The sequence below is a fragment of the Tumebacillus flagellatus genome (assembly GCF_000714935.1).
Classification (GTDB): Bacteria; Bacillota; Bacilli; order Tumebacillales; family Tumebacillaceae; genus Tumebacillus; species Tumebacillus flagellatus.
Genome location: NZ_JMIR01000013.1, coordinates 80,305 through 98,653, shown reverse-complemented (window position 1 = coordinate 98,653; position 18,349 = coordinate 80,305). Strand labels below are relative to the sequence as shown.

Here is an 18,349-nt window from a genome sequence, read left to right as displayed (position 1 = left end):
CGCACTCATCAATTCCTACTCGTGAAAGCCGATGCACTCATTTTTGGAACCAATATATTTTATCCATCTCACCCGATGAATTTTTATATTCGTCGGGTTTTTGTGTTGGGTTGTCTCCTCAATTATCAGGTATATCAGCATGTATTTCTTGCAAGTTGCTTGGACCTGACATTACTAGCAGGAGGAACCTTTTCAGCGAGGAGTTTTTGCGTGTTTTTTCAAACATTCGCTTCTTCGCGAAATCTGTGAGTCTGGAGCTGGGAAAATCATCGAAGTTACATCTTTAAAAGGAGTATCTGCCGCAACGCAGAAAAAAGTAAGGAGATTGGCCCGACGCTTAGCAGGGAGCGTCGTTGTAGCTCGCACGCTTGCAGGGTCATTTACGGCTATTTGTTGAAAGTAGATGCAAACGGGGGTCGTTTGCGCATCTATAGCGGAGTCAATTGGATATTTCTCACGATTGTCGTTCCGTTCAATCTTATTTTAGATGTATTCGGTTTTCCTTGCTCTTAAAAGTGTTTTCAGGATTGGGAGAAGGGGCAAAGACAAAGAATCAACCCAATGAATCTTTTGAATGCATTGGGTTATTTTGTTTGCGTATATAATTATTTTAATATAAATAAATTGTTTATGCAAACTGTTTGTTGTAGGATATTAGTATCAAAATGAATAGGGGGAAGATGATAATGAAGAAACAGTTCTTGGCTCTTGCTTTAACCGTGGGGATCGGGATGATCCCGGTCGCAGCGAACGCTGCCCCGACTGAATTGCATGCACTGGCGCCGTCCACCGTGACCGCTACTCAGTCCCTTACCAATCTGGGGACTTTCTATTACAGCCCGGCCATCGGGCAAGAGTCTGCAACTCCGCTCACCTTTAATGCAGGGGTAAGCACTCTCTTGCAACTCGATGTGACGCAATCGACGCTCGCACTGAATACTCCGTCCGTCCAGTTTAAACTGTACAGCGGCGGTGTGTTGATGAGTTCGCAAACTGTCACTGGCACGGGTTCCAGAACGATTTCATTTAGCGTTACCCCCGGGAAAAGTTACTACGTCAACGTGAAAAACACGGGCAACTGCTCGGTAAACGGCAGCTTTACAGCCTCTCTGAACTAATACGAAACGCACAACCAAAGACCCGATGAATCTTTCAACAGATGCATTGGGTATTTTTTATATGAAAAAGGACCCGTGCCGGATCGGCAGGGGTCCTTTCCTTCTTCGTACAGGGTGTCTCTGGAGAAGATAAAGCCGCTCTGGTTTCTTTTACTGTGACGTTGTAGAGACAAATTGTATACATCTAACGAAACAAAATATATAATTGAATGATGAGTGATGTTGATTTATGGTTTATATGTGAAGGCAGTATTTCACGGAGGGATTTTTGTGGGGAAAATTGATCATACAGCAACTTCTACGTTCGGAGCAATTCCAATCGGCAGAAGAATAGCAGAGATTATGCAAGAACGCGGGGATTCGTATTCGATTCGTGCATTTGCAGAGAGAATTGGAATGAACAGAGAAACTTTTAGAACAATTCTAACGGGAGAGCGTTCCATCATGCTTTCTGAGTTGGAGAGAATCACCAACGGGCTGCATATTCGCGAAGAGCGATTAAGAAGAATGGATACATATATGAAAGAGGAGGAACTTCTTGCTCTTCTGGATTCGAAAGATAGAACGAAAGAAACGTTAGCTCAGGCCCTTAGGATCGCCAATGAGTTAGTTGAGGTTGCTTTAGGATATACCGAGAAGGGCTACGCTCTCAATAATCTTGGTAGAATTCAGTATCTTCAAAGGCAATACGACGAAGCGCATAGAACTTGGTTAGAATCAATGAAGTGCGCCCATGTCATCCATGAAAGATTTGAAGATAACAAATTGCTCCACATTGTCAGTTCGAACCTTATGCTGACCTATATCATGAGAAAAGAATATAGTAACGTTGAAGAACTGCTTGCCACCCTAGATCAGGCATTCCCTGAGGATGCTGAAACACTTGGCATGACATCCTATACTCGAATGAATATGGCCAATGAACGCGGTCACGTTCATTTAGCAAAAGAATATGCGTATCGCTCACTCGAATTTTTTCAACGTACAGGGAACTCACGTCAAATTGCTCTCTCCATGATAAACGCAGCTCATTTCGAGTATAGGACAGAGAACTATTCCATTTCCGCGGAACTGCTAAGCAAAGCGATAGAATTGGTTCAATCGAGAGAAGAAACTTTAATGATTGCGGTCAAAGATTATGTGAAAACACTGATAGCGCTCGGAGATCTTCACAAAGCAGAACGGGTGCTCTGTGAATACGAAACCATGTCATGGGAGTATCCTGACTATTGGGGGAAATTACAGATTCTCAAGACCGTTGTAAAAGATGACCCTGCATACGCGCAGAATGTAAGCGATGATTTGAGAGTTAGTAAAGTTGTGCGAGACTTCTCGTATTACTGTTTGTTTGAATATTATGACTCGAAGGGTGACTCGGAGAAAGCGATAAGTTATTATAAAAAGTGTCACGCATCCACTGACATGACCTATAAATTTCTGGCAAAGGAGGCGTTTTAGATGAAGCGGCGTTTTCTGCTAGGACTCTCCCTAGTAGCAATTGCTACATGTTTTCTTGGAAGTACCTCATTTTTCAAAAAGAATGCGGAGATCGTTCCCATCGAACCTAGAGGATTGATTTTTTATAAATAGCCATATTGTATTTGCCCCTCGGTGATTGCGTCGAGGGGCATTATTTTGTCACTTTTATTAATGACAAAATAATTTGTTTTGGAAGTTCTGTCAGCCTGTTTAACGAAAAATCACCTCAAACACGACAGAATGATTTATTGTGTTTGTATAAGGTAAACAAATACAGGGGTGATTTACTTGGAATCCTTCGGTCAACGTCTTCGTCTGATTCGAATGAAAAAGGGTTTAACCCAATCACAGTTGGCGCAAGGCATTGTAACACCGTCCATGCTGTCACAGGTAGAAGCGATCAAAGCAAGACCATCATGGCAAGTCCTGGAGCAGATCGCAAAGAAATTAGAGATTTCCGTAGACGAACTGATCGGCAATTCGAAATTGGACATGGCTGTGATTAGTGAATATCGTTTGGCGAAAGGAATGCTCTCTGCCGGTGAATATTCGGGTGCGCTTCCAATCTTGAAGAGGATCATCAACAACAACGATGGGAAGCTAGACCCGTTTGAAATTCGGTTTGACTATGCTTTCTGTCTTCTACAAGTTCATCAAGTACGCGAAGCAGGGGCTTCTTTTCAACAACTGTTGGAACACACAGTCACCCAGAATGGGAGTCTCTTTTTAAAGGTTCGCGTCTTGCATCAATTGGGGAATGTCGAATTGAAACGGAAACGCTACCAGATCGCGGAGCATTATTTATCTCTCGCGCTTGACAAGATTCACTCGTTAGAAAAAACAGACGCCCATCTCCAAGCCTCGCTCTTGTTGACGTTGGGAGAGGTTCAAAAACAATCCGGCCAAGTACAAGAAGCAGTTATTACGCTACAATCAGCAGTTCCAATATTCGAAAAAAGAGAAGATCTACAAGGGCTTGGGAATCTATATCTGAATCTGGCTATGTCGTCTCGGATGACAGAGGACTATCTGCAAGCATCGGACTTTGCCCAACGTGCTCAATGGTGTTTTGAAACGTTGAACAACCAAAAGGAAAAACGGTCACTCCATGTACATCTTGCCATTCTGCAAGGGGAAATGGGGGAAACGGACAAGGCGATTGCTACCCTTGAACAGATAGTGGAGGGTTACAGACACTTGCAACAGGAGGAAGAAGCGGGGATCGCTGTCACAGAACTGGCGAAACTCTACCTTAAAAGAGGGACGCTCGACCAAGCTGAGAAATCCTGCCAAACGGCTCGAACCCTTTTGCCGAACGTTCATCCTTATCAAGCATGGGTATCCAGAACTCAGGCGATGATCGCAAAGGCAAGAAATCAACAAGCGGTCGCGGTGAAATACATGAAACAGGCGGCGGATTGCTTCAAACTCACCAACTGTCAGACAGAGTACGAAGAGACGATGCGAGAACTCTCCCGCCTGTACGAGTCTAACAACGATTGTCAGAGCGCATTGCGAGTGATGCATGAGATGTGGTCATTCACTCGACAAGTGAGAGAAAACAGGGGGATCGTACTGTGAGCCAGATGGTGTTGCCGAAAAACGTCAGCGAATTTATCCAGAAGGAGTCCGGCGCTCATCTTCTCTTGTTGATGTTGGAACATACGCTAGGGCGGTCTCTCAATATGATCAAGTCTGTAGACCGCACGCAGTTGGCACAGGAATATGGCATGGATTCGACTGTGGAATTGGACTTAGAGCAGTTGCTAGACCAACTCTCGCTTGTTCGTGTGGTTGCAAATCTCAACACTCATACAGAAGAGAGCTTGATTAATTACTGGTCATCGGAAGAGGGGTCAGTTTTTCTGGCCGACGCAAGGCGGTACGTTGCAGATGCGTTGAGAATCGCACCACAAGGGCATCCGGAGAGAGGGAGAGCGTACAAAAACTTTGCGTATCTCCTGTTGGTACGAAATAAGACCAAAGCTGCCTGTGAGTTGATTAAGCGGGCAACGGAGATCTTTCAGAAAAACGGTCTTGTGGAACAGATCGACGAACTTCTAGAAATGCTCTCGACCCGAACAGAAACCGAATGCAAGTTGTTGCAGGTTAAGATTGCAACGGTGTTCAGAGAAATGGAAGCATAGAGATCATATTAGACATTGTGGGCAACCGTTGAGAGGTTGTCCTTTTTCTTATTTCATTTTTGCGTAGAAAATTTCGTGGAATAATATTTCTTTACTACAATATCGGATAAAGGTCCTGAGAGGAATGTCAGCTACCTCGATTCGTACTTATGAACACGCGATCAAGCAGTTTGAAGAGTGGTTGCAAGGAGCCGGTACGAACTTGGACGAGTTTTCCCGTTTGATTTTATGTTATACTAATTTAGTTATTACATTAAGTTAGTTGGAGGTATAGCAAAAAAAATGAGTACGCTCGGACAAAAAATCAGAGAATTGAGAATGCGATTGGGATTGACGCAATCCGATTTGGCAGCGGGGCTTATTACACCCTCGATGGTATCGCAAATTGAACATGATAAGGCAAATTCCTCCTATAAAGTACTTGAGGCTATAGCAACTAAGTTGGAGGTATCAATTGAATATTTTCTTTCAGTACACCAACCTAAAGAGGAAGAGACGATTCTCTCGAAATTACTAAGACTATATGCTTCCTTCGAAACTTGTTTGCCCAGACACCTTCTACAAGACAAAAGTTTCTTGTTGTCAGTTTTTATGTGGCGGCAAAAAAAGGAGGTAGCTACATGTAAAGTTTCTGTCTCGGAGGAGGTTAGTCGAGAAGTTAAGCCAAGGGCGCGTAGAAAACCGGTCGTTCGCAATCGAATGGATTTGATGGTAGAGAAGGAAAAAGAGCGCTTGTTTGTCAATCCTGAACCTCAACTCACAGACCCCAAATTAGGTCGTCGGAGAAGTAATAAATTCAGGGAGTTTGTCAAGTATATCTACGGTTTTGCCTGCGCCGTTTGTGGTTCGGCTTTACGAGACCATTCAGGAAATCCAGAAGTCGAAAGTGCGCATTTTTATCCGAAAAGCATGCACGGCAGCGATGATGTACGAAACGGAATTTGTTTGTGTCGGAATCATCATTGGGCTTTTGACGCAGGGTTGTTCTCCATATCAAACAATTATGAGATCATGATCGGAAAAGATCTACCTCCAGAGCCTGCGTATGATGTGATTCGAAAATGGGCTGGAAAGAGAATACGATTACCGAAAGAATTGATTTTTCGACCTCACCGATTGTTCATGGAAGCACATCGTACCTGGATCGGTCTTCAGCCATAAACTGGATACTGCGCATCCCTCGTTGTGTGATTAATGTGAAATTATTACTTGGTTAGGTTACTTGGAGAAAAAAAGATCGATTTTGTATTTTCGTCGTTAAAAAGTCTGACAGAACTAAGAACTTTGGAAGCTCCCACAATGTTATTAAGTGGTGGTGCATGGGCATTTAGCAATGCAAGCAATAGATTTAAAGTCGCAATGCTTGCAGGAACTGCGGTGATAGCTGCGGCCACTGTATATGCTCGCGTAAAGAGTGAACGTGAGAAGGCGATTCGAGATAATCCGTTTTCCTATGTATTCTCTGTGAACAATTTCAATAAACGTTATAATAGGTTCATTTCTAATTTTTCGACAAAGTGAGCAGAGGGTACGATCTAACAGCGTAACACATTTTTTGCTTTGAGAGGAAGAATGGACAATTCCGTATTGTATCTTCTTCCTCTATTTAACATTGCTCGTTGGGGAACGTGTGCAAGGCGAAACCGACCAGCAGTGAGTTTGTCACCATGGTTGCTGATTGAGGCTGGAGCAGAAAACAATTGTACAGTAATAATTGAGAATGTCTTTTTTCCATAAAAAAACAACCCGGCCTCGCAGCCAAGGGTTGTTTTTTGTCATTACGGGAGTGTGATTTTCACAGCTCCGTCCGCGCCGCGTTCCACCTGACCTCCCAGAATTGTCTCAAAAAAGGCAAGGGGGACGTAGGTTTTGTCGTCGATCAGGACGGGGGTTGCTCCCAGTTGTTGCGGAGCCATCTTGTTCTTGAAATAGGAATCGCGTCCCAGCGTCAGTTGTGTCCAGACCGCTTGGCGGCTCAGTTCCACGCTTCCCGCGCCTGGATTCCACGTGACGGTGAAGCCCATCGCTTCTGCGGCGGAGCGCAGCGGAACGAACAGGCTTTCTGATCCGTCAGCCGCGACCAAAACCCCCGCACTCTCCAACTCTTTCCCGTTCAGCACCAACGGCACGTGCAAACGCCCGTCCCAGGCAATCTTGAATTCCGGCAGGCCGACATACCCTGCCGCGATGGAATACTTGTCGAACACGATGACGACCGTGCCGTTTTGGACGTAGAAGCCTTGGTTGTCGGAGATGCCTTGGAATTGATCTTTGAAATAAGGAATGCCTTCTTGCAGGCGCTGGTCGATCTGTTTGGAGATCTCTTGGTTGAGTCTCGCTTTGTAGGAAGCGCCAAAGAAGTCTTGCAAGCGAAGTTCTCGGGTGGTCGCCTCGTTGTAGAGGTTGTAAAAGTCAGCCCGGGGCTTGCCGGTGCCGCCCATCTGTGCGGACGTGATCACTTCCATGGAGAAAATAGGAGAGTCCGGGCTCGACTTAACCTCGTACGTGATCGTCAGCGACACCGGCCGGACTTCATATCCCGCCTTGCGCATCGACTCCGCTTGTTCCTTCGCTTGGCGAATGAAGTCTGCTTTGTCTTGCTCCGCTTGAGCTCGGATTTTATCATTGAGCTTCTTCTCATACCTCCTGTCCAAAAGACCGGAAATCACGGGGATTTGCAGATTCAACTCATACTCCGGCGTGGCTTCCTTGACCTCTTGGGCTGTGACGTGTACGACGGAAGCGGAAGGTTGAGAGTTGACGGTGACAGAACCTGTTGCGTAGGCGGGCACAACCCCGGCACCGGCGAACAACACGCTGCCCGCGATCCCGGCGGCGATCCAAAGTTTGTTTTTCATGGAACCCTCCTCCTCTCGTCTTGGTGTGCCCTTTGTGCCCTTGGATTGATGCAAGGTTTGATACGATTTGAGGACATATATCCAGCTTCTTGATTCTGGCTGTCGTCCGCGACCGCAGTTGGAGAAGGTTGAAGCGAGTGAAGCCCATGTACCTGACGGGCGGTGCCTTTGGTGCTGTGGTGGTGTCAAGCAATGTCTTTGCCATCCGGCAGAACGGGGATTTGGAGTACGTGCAGGGAAGGGACATCATCAATTCGGATTTGTTTGTGGGGGCGTCATGCCCATTCGGTAAATCGAAAAAGACCTCCTTTGCACGGCAAGCGCAAAGGAGGTCTTTTTGGTACTACCTGCGGCGCGGGGTCGTCGGGCAGCCGGGGTCGATCACTTCTTCACGGTTTTCCGGCTGCACATAATAGCGCGGAACATTGACAATGATGCGGCGTTGGACTCGGACGATCGGCTGGATGATCGGAACTTCGCGGGGGATGTAGCAGTCGTAGTATTCATAGATCGGCGGGCATACAATAGGCGGGCACTTGTCCATCTCTGTTTCACTCCTTCCTGATGAAAGTGGAAGCTCACTTTACTTTATGTAGAAAAAGACCTGCCGGAAACGGATAAACGTTCATGGACTTCTTCTGCTTATACTTCGCCAAATTCACTCAGCAAAGTAAGGCGGTGTGAACAACACCTCCTTATTCCCGTTGAGCTGATGAAAAAGCAGTAGATATGCGATTGAAAGGAATGACCAAAAACAAGTGGCGGAAGAATCAAAAAAGTTGAAGCCCGCGCGTGCGGGCTTAACTTTTTTTCCACTCCGAAGCAAGCATGGAATAGATGATCAGGTCGTTGTAATGGTCGTGCAGCCATTCACCTTGACGCATGACGCCTTCGCGGGTGAAGCCGAGACGTTCGGGCACGGCTTGACTTTTCTCGTTCCCCGTCGCCACGCGGATTTCCACGCGGTTGAGTTTGTAACGGTCGAACGCTAGATCACACAATTTGCGCGTCGCGTCCGTCATCAGGCCGCGCCCTGTACATTCACGTCCCAGCCAATAACCGATGGTTGTCGAACGATTTTCCCATCCCATGAAGTGGTAGCTGATCATGCCGGCCAGTTTCCCTTCCGAGAGGATCACATACTGTCCGCCCTGGTTGGCGGACATCTGTTGACGACTGAGTTGGACCAGTCTCATTACGTCCATCCACGACTTGACACTTTCCCCGATCGCCAACCATTCTCGCAGATGATCGCGGTTGCGGTCAATCAGCGCATACAACTCCATCACGTCCCGCTCTTCAAGCAAACGCACGTCTGCACCTTGACTCATAGAGGAATGGATCATGCACGTGCCTCCTCTGGTCCTGAAATCACTTTCGTCCAAAACAGGGTATTCCGTTCTCTTGACAATGGTTAGAACAAAAAACATCTTCTCGCTCACTCGGTGAACCTTTTGTGTTCATTGGGTTTCTTTGTAAGGGATTGACCAACTCGCATTGCATCCTCAGCGCACCACAGATACAATAAAAAAACAAACCGGCTATCAACTTTGCACCAATAAGTTTGATAATCAATGATATTGTAGATTCTTAGCCATCGGAGGAGGTCCTAATGGAATTCCCAGAACTCATCAACCGCCTGGAATCATACGGCACCGAGCAAAACCGCAAAATCTACCGCAGACATGGAGCGGGCGAGAACCTGTATGGCGTGAGTACTGCCAATTTAAAGCAGTTGAAGAAGGAGATCAAGCAAGACCAAGCGCTGGCGGAACAGCTCTGGGGCACGGGCAACTACGATGCGCGTATCTTGGCGACGATGATCGCCGATCCCAAGCAGATGCAACCGGAATTGTTGGAGAAATGGGTCCAAGAGGACCGGTCGTATCCGGTGTTGGATGCGTTGGCGGCGCTGGCGGCCAAGTTGCCCGATCCGACAGTCTGGATCGACGAGTGGACAAGTTCGGACGACGAGTGGATTGGCTATGCCGGATGGCATCTGCTGGCCCAAGTCGCCACGCACGACAAAAAATACCCGGACGACTACTTCGCCCCGTTTCTTTCCAACATCGAAACCACCCTCCAGACCAGTAAAAACCGCACCAAGCACGGCATGAACAACGCGTTGATCGCCGTCGGGTTGCGCAGCGAGGCGCTGGAAGCGGAAGCGGTTCGGATTGCGAAAAGTCTCGGCAAAGTGGTCGTTGATCACGGGGAGACCGATTGCAAAACCCCGGATGCGATTGCCTACATCGAGAAAACCAAAGCGCGTCGTGCGAAGTCCAAGCAGTAGGCTTGTGCGGTCGGAGCAGTTTTTTAAAAAAGGACGTGCCGCGTATAGGTCGGACGTGAACGCATGCAAGATGACAACCCGTTTGCAAAACTGGTCCGCAAGATCGACCCGACAGCCGATTGCTGCACACGTGGGAACTGAAAGAAGGACGTATTCGCGACATGATTGAAACCAGCGGGGAAACTAAGCGACCGGGGACTCGACGCGGCAGTGGAAGCGGAGATGCGCGCGAAACATCATTTTTTTGTCACACAGGCGTTTGAAAATCTGCAAACCCGATGAATCGTGTGGATTCATTGGGTTTTGTCAAAAATCCATTATCAAGCCTTGGAACCTGCCCGGCAAATGGCTTGCGTCGTCCAACGCGGCGGAACACGTCAAGGAAGTCCAGATTCCGGTGCAAGCAGCCACTGTGTGACAAACTGCGTTCGTGTCACGCATACCGAAATACCCTGGTTTTGAAAAAAACACTCCTCCTGATCTCCCTCGTCAAGGTGGAGTGTTTTTGTTGACACCAGAAAAAGGATCGATATAATTAACCATATGGTTAACAATTCGACAAGCAATCTCGACGATGTGTTCTCGGCACTGTCCGACCCGACGCGTCGCGCGATCCTCGAACGGTTGTTTCACGGGGAGATGACCGTCTCCACCTTGGCAGAACCGTTCGACATGTCGATGCCGGCGATTTCCAAGCATTTGCGCGTGTTGGAGAACGCCGGCGTGGTGACGCAACGGAAGCTCGGACGCAATCGGTATTATTCCGTGAATCCAGTTGCGATGAAACAGGCTTCGGAGTGGTTGAACCGCTGGAGCCATTTCTGGAAATCGCAATTTGCCAATCTGGATCGTTTTCTTAGGGGAGACGATCCCACGACCAAGTGAAGGAGCGAAGGCTTTGTCGAACAGCAGTCAGCATCCGCCTGTGCAGATGACACAGGTGTTTCCCGGTTCTCGTGAACTGGTGTTTCGGGCTTGGACCACGCGAGCGGAATTGGAATCGTGGTTTGGACCGCCGGGCTATACGACAACCGTGCGGGAACTGGATGTCCGCGTGGGCGGCATCTACCGGTTTGAGATGCAAAATCCGGACGGCGGGGTCGCCTATCTGACCGGTCGGTATGTGGAGATTCAGCCCGGCGAGAAGTTGGTCTACACGTGGCGATGGGAGGACTGGACGCAAGAGACGGAAGACACGCTGGTCACTCTGGAATTCCATGAGCGGGGCGAGTCTACGGAGATCGTCATAACCCATCAACACTTTGCAAGCGAGGCGGCGGCGACGGGGCACAAGTTTGCCTGGGAGCGCATCTTGGGCGAAAGTCTTCGCAAGTATCTGGAGCCGTAAGTCAAATTAAGCAGCAGAACGGAAAAACAGAACTGGAAAACAGAGCTGGCAGAGAGCAGACGATGGGGAGAGGGTATTGGACATGAGCATTGATTTTTCTCAATTGAACGTATGGGCGATTCTGGTGACGATCGTCATCTCGATGGTGTTCGGGGCGCTGTGGTATTCTCCTGTGATGTTCGGCAACGTGTGGGCGAAGTTGGTGGGGCTGAAACCGGGTCAAAACCCATCGGCCGCCGGTCCGATGATCGGGACGGTCATCATGACGATCATCGCGACGCTCGCGCTGGCTGTGTTCATCCAATTGACCGGCGCGGCGACGGCGCTGCAAGGGTTTTGGGTGGCCTTGCTTCTCTGCATCATCCTCGCGGCGAAGATCGCGGTCAATTACTTTTTTGAAGGAAGAGGGTTCAAGCTGTATTTGTTGACGATCGGATTCCACACGATTCCGTATCTGATCGGCGGCATTCTGCTTGCCGTATGGAAGTAACGAAACGAAACCTTTGCGACCTCACGCGAAGGTTTCTTTTTTCCTAAAGAGTCCTTGCCAAAAACACCACCACGTATCGCGCACGATTGACTTTCCGTGCTGCGCGATGTAGAGGGCTTGTGCGGTTTGGGTGATGTTTTTTTCTCCTAGAGAGTTTGCAAGATCAGCCAGTCGCGGTTGTCCATAGCTCCCCTCCCGTTTTTGCCGTGGGCATGTTCTGTCGGCAGTCTAGCAAAGGAGTTCTGTCTGTCGAACGGGAACTTTTCTCTATACGAGCAAAATCCAGCAGAAATCGTCAAGGAAACTCTTGCCGCTTCTGATACGCTGTAGATAGAAAGGACGGGGAGCTATACATGGAGTACATCGAGCGCATCCAAGCCGCCTTGGACTACATCGAAGAGAACTTGGATCGACCGATTTTGATGGAGGATTTGGCGCGGGAGGCGTGTTTCTCGGTGTTTCATTTCCATCGTTTGTTTGTGTTCATGCTGGGAGACACAGCCGCCGATTATCTGCGCAAGCGCCGACTCGCCAAAGCAGCCGACCTGTTGCGCACCACAGAGCAGCGCGTGCTCGACATCGCGTTGGCGTCCGGCTTTCAATCGCACGAGACGTTTGCCCGGGCGTTTAAACGGGAGTTTCGACTGACGCCGGTCGAGTATCGCAAGAGCGGAATCTCGTTGGGGCTGCAACCGCTCGCAACTCTCACGCACGTTCCCCGTCCACGTAGAGGAGGAATCACGATGACACCGAAGATTGTGACAAAACCTGCATTCAAACTGATCGGCTACGGGCTGGACACCAACAGCAACGAAGGTCAAAACCACCGCGACATCCCGCAGTTCTGGCAACGCTATCTCCAAGAAAACCTCCGCGCGAACATTCCGAATAAACTCCGCCCGAGCGTGGAAATCGGACTGTGCACGAACTTCCAGCCGGAGACGGGCGATTTTACGTATGTGATCGGGTTTGAAACGGAGTCGTTTGACGAGGTGCCGGAGGGGATGGTGTGCATCGAAGTTCCCGAAGCCACGTATGCGGTCTTCACCACCCCGAAAGCAGACAACGCGGACTTCCCGGCGAGCATCCAACAAACGTGGGCGAAAGCGTTCCAAGAGTGGTTCCCCACTTCCGGTTATCAAGCCTGCACGCCCGAGTTTGAGTGGTACGACGAACGTTCCGAGTCGGACACCGACAAGCAGATGGACATCTACGTCGCGATTGTGCGGGAGTAAGCCCGTGCAAGGCACCGCCTGACAGACAAAAAGCGAACCTTCTCAAGAGCTGAGGAGAGTTCGCTTTTTTCATAGAAAATAGGAGCAGGGACCGTGTAAGTAGAAGCGAGGCTCGCGTATACTTTTACTTGTCCGGCAATATGAAAAAACAGCTGTCAGGAGGCCCCGTTCGCCTATGAAAAAATCACGCTGGCTCACTTTGGCCGCGCTCTCCGGAACTCTGTTGTCCGTGATGTGGGGAAGCACCGCCGCCCATCCGGCCAACGCGCAAAACTCCACGTTCCGCGACGTCTCTCCAAGCGACCCGAACGCACCCTACATCGCTGAACTGCAAGCCCAAGGCATCCTCACGGGCTACGGCGACGGGCGGCTCGGACCGGAAGACCCGATCACGCGGGAGCAGTTTGCCACGCTGTTTGTGCGCGCTCTCGGGTTGCCGACGGGCACGGGCTCGATGCCGTTTGCCGACAGCACGGGCGGTTGGTCCGCTCCGTACATCCAGACTGCGTTTGAATACCGCATCGTCAACGGCACCAGCGCCAACAGATACTCGCCGACGCAGACGATCAAGCGCGAAGAAGCGGCGCAGATGGTGTGGAACTACATGAGCCGCCTCGGCATCGCCGAGCCTGCGAACGCGCAACCCGGCCCGATCGCCAACGCCGACTCGTGGGCACAATCCGGCGTTCGCAACGTCGCAGCGCTCGGCCTCAGCGCGCAAGGCATCACCGACCCGAATCGTTACAACCCGCAAGCCGACATGCACCGCGGCGACGCAGCGGCCCTGATCGACTTGGCGTTGAAAAAAATCAACCAACGCCAAGCCGCTCTCCGTCCCGATCACATCGTCATCGTCGTCGAAGAAAACCGCCGCAACACGCAGATCATCGGCAACGCCGACGCACCTTACATCAACTCGCTGGCGAACTCCGGCGCGTATTTCAGCCGTTCCTACGGCGTGCAACATCCAAGCCAACCGAATTACTTGGCGCTGTTTTCCGGCTCCAACCAAGGCGTGAACGACGATTCTGTTCCGCACACGTTCACCGGTCCGAACCTTGCGAACAGTTTGTTCAACCAACGCCTCACGTTTGCCGGGTATTCCGAAGACCTGCCCTCCGTCGGCTTCACCGGAAATTGGTACGGGAAGTACGGACGCAAGCACAACCCGTGGGCGGACTTCACCAACGTGCCGAGCAGCGCGAACCAGCCGCTGACCGCATTCCCGACCGACTACAGCCGGCTTCCGACCGTCTCGTTTGTCATTCCAAACATGGACAACGACATGCACGACGGCACGATCGCACAGGGCGACGCGTGGCTGAAACAGCACTTGGATTCCTATGTGCAGTGGGCGAACGCGCACAACTCGCTCCTCATCCTCACGTGGGATGAAGACGATTTCTCCCCGACCAACCAGATCCCGACGGTCTTCGTCGGTGCGAACGTCAAACCCGGCACCTACAGCGAAACCATCAACCACTTGAACGTCCTGCGCACGATCGAGGATCTGTACAACCTCCCGCACGCGGGCAACACCGGGTCGGCGCTTCCGATCTACGACGTTTGGAAGTAGGACAAGCTCATATGCCCATCTAAAAAACGCCGCCTGTGGCAGATGTGTTTCGAGGCGGCGTGATCGAGAGTTCACACACCGGTCATGTGGCGGTCGTGGATGCAGAGGGCAAGTTGATCGCGTCGTTTGGCGATCCCAAGCGGTTGACGTTTGCGCGGATGGCGCGTCCGGAAGTGCTCCAAAATCCCGTGCGCGAAGACGCCGTCCGCCGCATCACCGACGCGATGATCGCCGCACCGGAGATGGTCGGCGGCAAAAACCGCTATTGCACCGATCTCATGAACGCGTTCCAGGGACGACTGTTTGGCAAGGCAGGGGCGGAAGCGGTGTATTGCGTCGGCGACCGCACAACCGGGTACGGATTTGCCATCAAGATCGAAGACGGCGGCCCGCGCGCGGTCTACGCCGTGATGAACGAAGTGTTGCGCCAACTCGGAGTCGGCACCGACGGACCGCTGGAAGCGCTCGCAGAGTACACCAACCCCGACATCCTCAACATGAGCGGCAAAGCGGTCGGGAAGATGGAGACCTCTTTCGACTTGCAAACGTACTAAATCGATACGCCTGAAAAAACGACCTCTTCCCGCCGCCGCGCAGTCGGGAAGGGTTCTTTTTTTACGAGCGGTGTGCTGATATACTAAATCCTGTAAAATGTAGAGAGGGGTAACCTTATGAACAGACGCTTACATACCTTTGCACCGTTGCTGACGGCGGCTTTGCTGACGGCTGTGGTGCCGCAGACAGCGCTTGCCGATTCGACGGAACCGGTCGTGAACTGGAAGATGGAATTTACAGACGCAGCGCATCCCGTGACCGAACCGGTCGTCGGGGCGGACGGCACGGTCTATCTCGGCACGTCGCAAAACGGGCCGGATGTGACGGAAATTTCCGCGATCAAGGACGGCAGCCTGGAATGGACGTACCCGACGACGGCGAAGCATCCCCTGCTCGTGCCTTCGAAAGTGTCTTCCGGTCTGGTCTTGGCAGGCGTTGACGATCAAGTGCTCGAACTCAATGAAAAAGGGCAGGTCGTCTGGACGGTCAACGAGTCTCCGAGTCAAGTGCGGAATCTCATGGAGGGGGCAGACGGGACGGTCTACGTCTCCACGTACTCCGGCTTGCAAATCCTCAAGGCCGACGGAACGGTCTCCGGATCGCTCTCGTACGCGCCCTTTCACGGGGAGCCGACTTCTTGGAGCGTGCAGGATGACGGTTCGGTGTCGCTGCTGTTTTCCGGGACGAATCCGACGGGCGAGACCTCTTACGCGCACGTGGGGCGCGACGGCAACGTGCTGAGCCAAGCGACCGTGCCGATGCCGGAAAATTCCTCCCCGGTGCTCGACCCGAACGGGTTGATTCTCAACCCGCACTACCAAGGGCAGGAGGTCTGGGTGGACCTGCTCAACCCGGACGGATCGACGGTCTGGAGCACGAAAATCGACGGCGCGGCGGGGACTGTGCGGGCTCCGAAGTTCGACCAAGCGGGGCATGTTGTGGTCGTGAGCGGCAGCATGTACCAAGGGGGTGTGCTTGCCACGTATCTGGAGGCGAAAACGGGTAGGATCACGAGCAGCTTCAGCACAATCGGCGTGGTGCTGGACACCAACTTCGGGTTCTCACCGGAGGACGGCACGCTCTATCTCCCGTTTAACAATGCGAAGTCGGCCATTCGCGGCGTGCATGCGATCGGAGCGGACGGCAAGGAAAAGTGGTTTTATCCGAACGGCACCTCGTATCCGGGGGCAGGCTCGCACGGGGCGCTTGCCATCTCGGGAGGGCAATTGCTGATCTTCTTGCAAGACGTTCGTCCGCTGACGGTCGTGGTCAACGGGAAGCCGGTTTCGTTCCCGGACGCGCAACCGTTCGTAAACGTTGACCAACGCACGCTGGTGCCGCTGCGCTTCGTTGCGGAACAGTTGGGCGCGCACTTGGAGTGGCACGAAGACACGCAATCGGTGGACATTGACAACGCGGGTCTGCGCATTCACCTCGCGATCGGGGCAAGCGAAGCCACCGTCAACGGCGAACGCGTGACGTTCGACACATCGGCGGTGATCCGCGACGACCGCACGTTCGTCCCGCTGCGCTTCCTCGCCGAGACGATGGGGCTGGTCGTGAAGTGGAACGAAGCCGCCAACCAAGTGGTGCTTGAAGCACCTGCCAAATAACCAGTCCGAAAAAAACAAACTGCCGCACAGCGAATCCGTTGTGCGGCAGTTTGTTTTTACCCCTTTTGTCCAAGTATTACTCGATATGCAAACCCATGTGGTAGAAATCGTAGAACACGCCGTCGATCAGCATGCCGCGCGTGATCAGGCCTTCGTTTTGGAAGCCGAGTTTCTTGTAGACAGCGATCGCCGCGTCGTTGTCGGTGCGGACGTGGAGGTCGATCTTGCGGATGCGCCCGGTGCCGTGCGCCCAGTCGATCAGCGCTTGCACCATCTCGGTGGCGATGCCAAGTCCCCAGAAGCTTTGGCGGACGGTGAGACCGAATTCGCCGGCGTGGGCGGTGCGGGATTTGCTGCGCGGCTCAAATGTGAGGACGCTCGCCAATTCGCCGTCGACCAGCCCGAGCAGGTAGAGGCCGCCGCGGCCGCCCCATTCCTCGATCACTTGGGATTGTCGCTCCAGCGTCGTGTTGAACTCCTCCGGACGGAACGTCAAATTGTCGGTTTCGCCGGAGACGAGGCGCAAGTAATCCAATGTCATCGCGGCGTCCTCCACGAGAGCGCAGCGGAGAGTGAGGACGTTGCCGTTGCGAAGATTGCGTGTCTGGGTAGAAAACATCATGTCGTGCTCCTAACATTGGAGGTTTTGCACTATTCTACCACCTACCATCAAACTTTTGTCAACCGCTCTTGGAGAAACGAAAGCCACGCGCGGGCGGCAAACGAGAGATAGCGCTCTTTGCGCCAGATCACGGCGAGGTTCCAATGCAGGCGCGGGTGTTCCACGCCGAGCACGCGAATCGAGTCGGTCGGCGCGTCGCGGTAGAGAATTTCCGGCAGCAGCGCGACGCCCAGACCGGCGGCGACCATCTGGCGGAGCAAATCCCATTGCGAGCTTTGGCAGACGACTTGCGGCTGAAACCCGGCGATGCGGCAGGCGTCGTGGATGCGGTCGTGCAGGGAGAACTCCTCGCTGAACATCAGAAACGAATCGTCCCGCAACTCGCCAAACTGCACCCGTTCGCGACCCGCCAGCCGATGTCCGGCGGGAACCAGCAACTTCAACTCTTCATTATAGAAGGGATGGATGTCAAAAACGTCCGTGTCCACCGGCAACACCGTCGCGCCGAAGTCAAGCGATCCTTCTTCCACGAGCTGTTCGACCCGCTTGCCGCCATGCTCTTCCAGTTGAATGCGGACATGGGGATACCTCTGATGAAAATCGGCCAACAAACTGGCAAAGAACGGCGCCCCCACCATCGGCGGCAGTCCGATGCGCAGCGTCCCGGTTTGGATCTGGCGCACGTCGTCCAGCGCGGAGTGCAAGTTGTGCAGAGATTGCAAGATGTCGAGCGATCGGGCGTAGACCACCTCTCCGACATCGGTGAGGTGGATTTTTTTCTGAGAGCGGTCGAAGAGGGTGACGCCAAGTTCCTCTTCCAAGTTGCGCACCATCTTGGAGATCGTCGGTTGTGTGACGTGCAGGGTGAGGCTGGCTTGGGTAAACGACCCTTGGCGCGCCACTTCGACGAAGTAAGTCAGTTGGCGGATGTCCAATGGAGTTCCTCCTCGATCCGGGCGGGATCTATAGACAGATGGAATGAAAGAAATTCAATATATGTATTATACCTATGCGA

Annotated in this window: 19 protein-coding genes; 14 read left to right on the top strand and 5 right to left on the bottom strand. The window is 51.9% G+C overall.

Annotated elements, in window-relative coordinates:
- Window positions 1-686 precede the first annotated feature (686 nt).
- The 5 genes from EL26_RS10695 to EL26_RS24560 all read left to right on the top strand — a co-directional run bounded on the left by EL26_RS10695 (window position 687) and on the right by EL26_RS24560 (window position 5,905).
- Window positions 687-1,118, top strand: coding sequence for a hypothetical protein (locus EL26_RS10695; RefSeq protein WP_038088034.1), 432 nt, complete (start codon window positions 687-689; stop codon window positions 1,116-1,118).
- Between the two features lie 270 nt (window positions 1,119-1,388).
- Window positions 1,389-2,576 carry a helix-turn-helix domain-containing protein gene (locus tag EL26_RS10690; RefSeq protein WP_152559238.1) on the top strand — a complete coding sequence of 396 codons (1,188 nt, stop codon included), beginning with the start codon at window positions 1,389-1,391 and terminating at the stop codon, window positions 2,574-2,576.
- A 309-nt stretch (window positions 2,577-2,885) separates the two neighbouring features.
- A complete protein-coding gene (locus EL26_RS10685; RefSeq protein ID WP_038088029.1) occupies window positions 2,886-4,178 on the top strand; it encodes a helix-turn-helix domain-containing protein in 1,293 nt (430 codons plus the stop codon).
- Window positions 4,175-4,744 carry a hypothetical protein gene (locus EL26_RS10680; protein WP_038088026.1) on the top strand — a complete coding sequence of 190 codons (570 nt, stop codon included), beginning with the start codon at window positions 4,175-4,177 and terminating at the stop codon, window positions 4,742-4,744. Before EL26_RS10685 ends, EL26_RS10680 begins: the two co-directional genes overlap by 4 nt.
- Window positions 4,745-5,026: 282 nt before the next feature.
- The gene (locus EL26_RS24560) at window positions 5,027-5,905 is read left to right on the top strand and encodes an HNH endonuclease (RefSeq protein ID WP_081857120.1); all 879 of its coding nucleotides are present in this window, start codon (window positions 5,027-5,029) and stop codon (window positions 5,903-5,905) included.
- Window positions 5,906-6,522: 617 nt separating this feature from the next.
- On the opposite strand, the gene EL26_RS10675 is transcribed toward EL26_RS24560, so the two are convergent.
- Window positions 6,523-7,602, bottom strand: a complete 1,080-nt coding sequence (locus EL26_RS10675; RefSeq protein ID WP_038088024.1) for a stalk domain-containing protein — start codon at window positions 7,600-7,602, stop codon at window positions 6,523-6,525.
- A 77-nt stretch (window positions 7,603-7,679) separates the two neighbouring features.
- Here EL26_RS10675 and EL26_RS24555 point away from each other — a divergent pair, with 77 nt between their 5' ends.
- Window positions 7,680-8,015, top strand: a complete 336-nt coding sequence (locus EL26_RS24555) for a DMT family transporter (protein ID WP_081857119.1) — start codon at window positions 7,680-7,682, stop codon at window positions 8,013-8,015.
- On the opposite strand, the gene EL26_RS10670 is transcribed toward EL26_RS24555, so the two are convergent.
- On the bottom strand, window positions 7,946-8,146 hold the full coding sequence (locus tag EL26_RS10670) for a hypothetical protein (RefSeq protein ID WP_038088021.1): 201 nt from the start codon (window positions 8,144-8,146) through the stop codon (window positions 7,946-7,948). The genes EL26_RS24555 and EL26_RS10670 overlap by 70 nt on opposite strands.
- A gap of 256 nt (window positions 8,147-8,402) precedes the next feature.
- Window positions 8,403-8,948, bottom strand: a complete 546-nt coding sequence (locus tag EL26_RS10665; protein WP_038088019.1) for a GNAT family N-acetyltransferase — start codon at window positions 8,946-8,948, stop codon at window positions 8,403-8,405.
- A 266-nt stretch (window positions 8,949-9,214) separates the two neighbouring features.
- On the opposite strand from EL26_RS10665, the gene EL26_RS10660 reads away from it, so the two are divergent.
- From EL26_RS10660 to EL26_RS23695, 8 genes are all read left to right on the top strand, one after another.
- Complete coding sequence (locus EL26_RS10660; protein WP_038088017.1) at window positions 9,215-9,895, top strand: DNA alkylation repair protein; 681 nt, start codon at window positions 9,215-9,217, stop codon at window positions 9,893-9,895.
- Between the two features lie 543 nt (window positions 9,896-10,438).
- Window positions 10,439-10,780, top strand: a complete 342-nt coding sequence (locus EL26_RS10655; protein ID WP_038088013.1) for an ArsR/SmtB family transcription factor — start codon at window positions 10,439-10,441, stop codon at window positions 10,778-10,780.
- A 13-nt stretch (window positions 10,781-10,793) separates the two neighbouring features.
- Window positions 10,794-11,243, top strand: a complete 450-nt coding sequence (locus EL26_RS10650; RefSeq protein ID WP_052036245.1) for an SRPBCC family protein — start codon at window positions 10,794-10,796, stop codon at window positions 11,241-11,243.
- An 82-nt stretch (window positions 11,244-11,325) separates the two neighbouring features.
- The gene (locus EL26_RS23700; RefSeq protein WP_052036244.1) at window positions 11,326-11,733 is read left to right on the top strand and encodes a DUF1761 domain-containing protein; all 408 of its coding nucleotides are present in this window, start codon (window positions 11,326-11,328) and stop codon (window positions 11,731-11,733) included.
- A gap of 353 nt (window positions 11,734-12,086) precedes the next feature.
- Complete coding sequence (locus EL26_RS10640; protein WP_038088009.1) at window positions 12,087-12,968, top strand: AraC family transcriptional regulator; 882 nt, start codon at window positions 12,087-12,089, stop codon at window positions 12,966-12,968.
- Between the two features lie 175 nt (window positions 12,969-13,143).
- Entirely contained in the window at window positions 13,144-14,544 is a 1,401-nt protein-coding gene (locus EL26_RS24550) for an alkaline phosphatase family protein (RefSeq protein ID WP_081857117.1), read from the top strand.
- A 35-nt stretch (window positions 14,545-14,579) separates the two neighbouring features.
- Window positions 14,580-15,098: an asparaginase gene (locus tag EL26_RS10630; RefSeq protein WP_152559237.1), complete on the top strand. Its 519-nt coding sequence runs from the start codon at window positions 14,580-14,582 to the stop codon at window positions 15,096-15,098.
- Between the two features lie 117 nt (window positions 15,099-15,215).
- Window positions 15,216-16,712: a copper amine oxidase N-terminal domain-containing protein gene (locus tag EL26_RS23695; RefSeq protein ID WP_052036243.1), complete on the top strand. Its 1,497-nt coding sequence runs from the start codon at window positions 15,216-15,218 to the stop codon at window positions 16,710-16,712.
- A 76-nt stretch (window positions 16,713-16,788) separates the two neighbouring features.
- Here the strand turns inward: EL26_RS23695 and EL26_RS10620 are convergent, their stop codons facing one another.
- On the bottom strand, window positions 16,789-17,334 hold the full coding sequence (locus EL26_RS10620; RefSeq protein WP_081857116.1) for a GNAT family N-acetyltransferase: 546 nt from the start codon (window positions 17,332-17,334) through the stop codon (window positions 16,789-16,791).
- A gap of 47 nt (window positions 17,335-17,381) precedes the next feature.
- On the bottom strand, window positions 17,382-18,269 hold the full coding sequence (locus EL26_RS10615; RefSeq protein WP_038088004.1) for a LysR family transcriptional regulator: 888 nt from the start codon (window positions 18,267-18,269) through the stop codon (window positions 17,382-17,384).
- Between the last annotated feature and the right edge of the window lie 80 nt (window positions 18,270-18,349).

Coding starts and splice junctions, on each gene's coding strand:
- EL26_RS24550 (WP_081857117.1), top strand. CDS start 13,144: ATGAAAAAATCACGCTGGCTCACTTTGGCCGCGCTCTCCGGAACTCTG.
- EL26_RS10660 (WP_038088017.1), top strand. CDS start 9,215: ATGGAATTCCCAGAACTCATCAACCGCCTGGAATCATACGGCACCGAG.
- EL26_RS10665 (WP_038088019.1), bottom strand. CDS start 8,948: ATGATCCATTCCTCTATGAGTCAAGGTGCAGACGTGCGTTTGCTTGAA.
- EL26_RS10675 (WP_038088024.1), bottom strand. CDS start 7,602: ATGAAAAACAAACTTTGGATCGCCGCCGGGATCGCGGGCAGCGTGTTG.
- EL26_RS10670 (WP_038088021.1), bottom strand. CDS start 8,146: ATGGACAAGTGCCCGCCTATTGTATGCCCGCCGATCTATGAATACTAC.
- EL26_RS10640 (WP_038088009.1), top strand. CDS start 12,087: ATGGAGTACATCGAGCGCATCCAAGCCGCCTTGGACTACATCGAAGAG.
- EL26_RS23695 (WP_052036243.1), top strand. CDS start 15,216: ATGAACAGACGCTTACATACCTTTGCACCGTTGCTGACGGCGGCTTTG.
- EL26_RS10655 (WP_038088013.1), top strand. CDS start 10,439: ATGGTTAACAATTCGACAAGCAATCTCGACGATGTGTTCTCGGCACTG.
- EL26_RS10695 (WP_038088034.1), top strand. CDS start 687: ATGAAGAAACAGTTCTTGGCTCTTGCTTTAACCGTGGGGATCGGGATG.
- EL26_RS24560 (WP_081857120.1), top strand. CDS start 5,027: ATGAGTACGCTCGGACAAAAAATCAGAGAATTGAGAATGCGATTGGGA.
- EL26_RS10620 (WP_081857116.1), bottom strand. CDS start 17,334: ATGATGTTTTCTACCCAGACACGCAATCTTCGCAACGGCAACGTCCTC.
- EL26_RS23700 (WP_052036244.1), top strand. CDS start 11,326: ATGAGCATTGATTTTTCTCAATTGAACGTATGGGCGATTCTGGTGACG.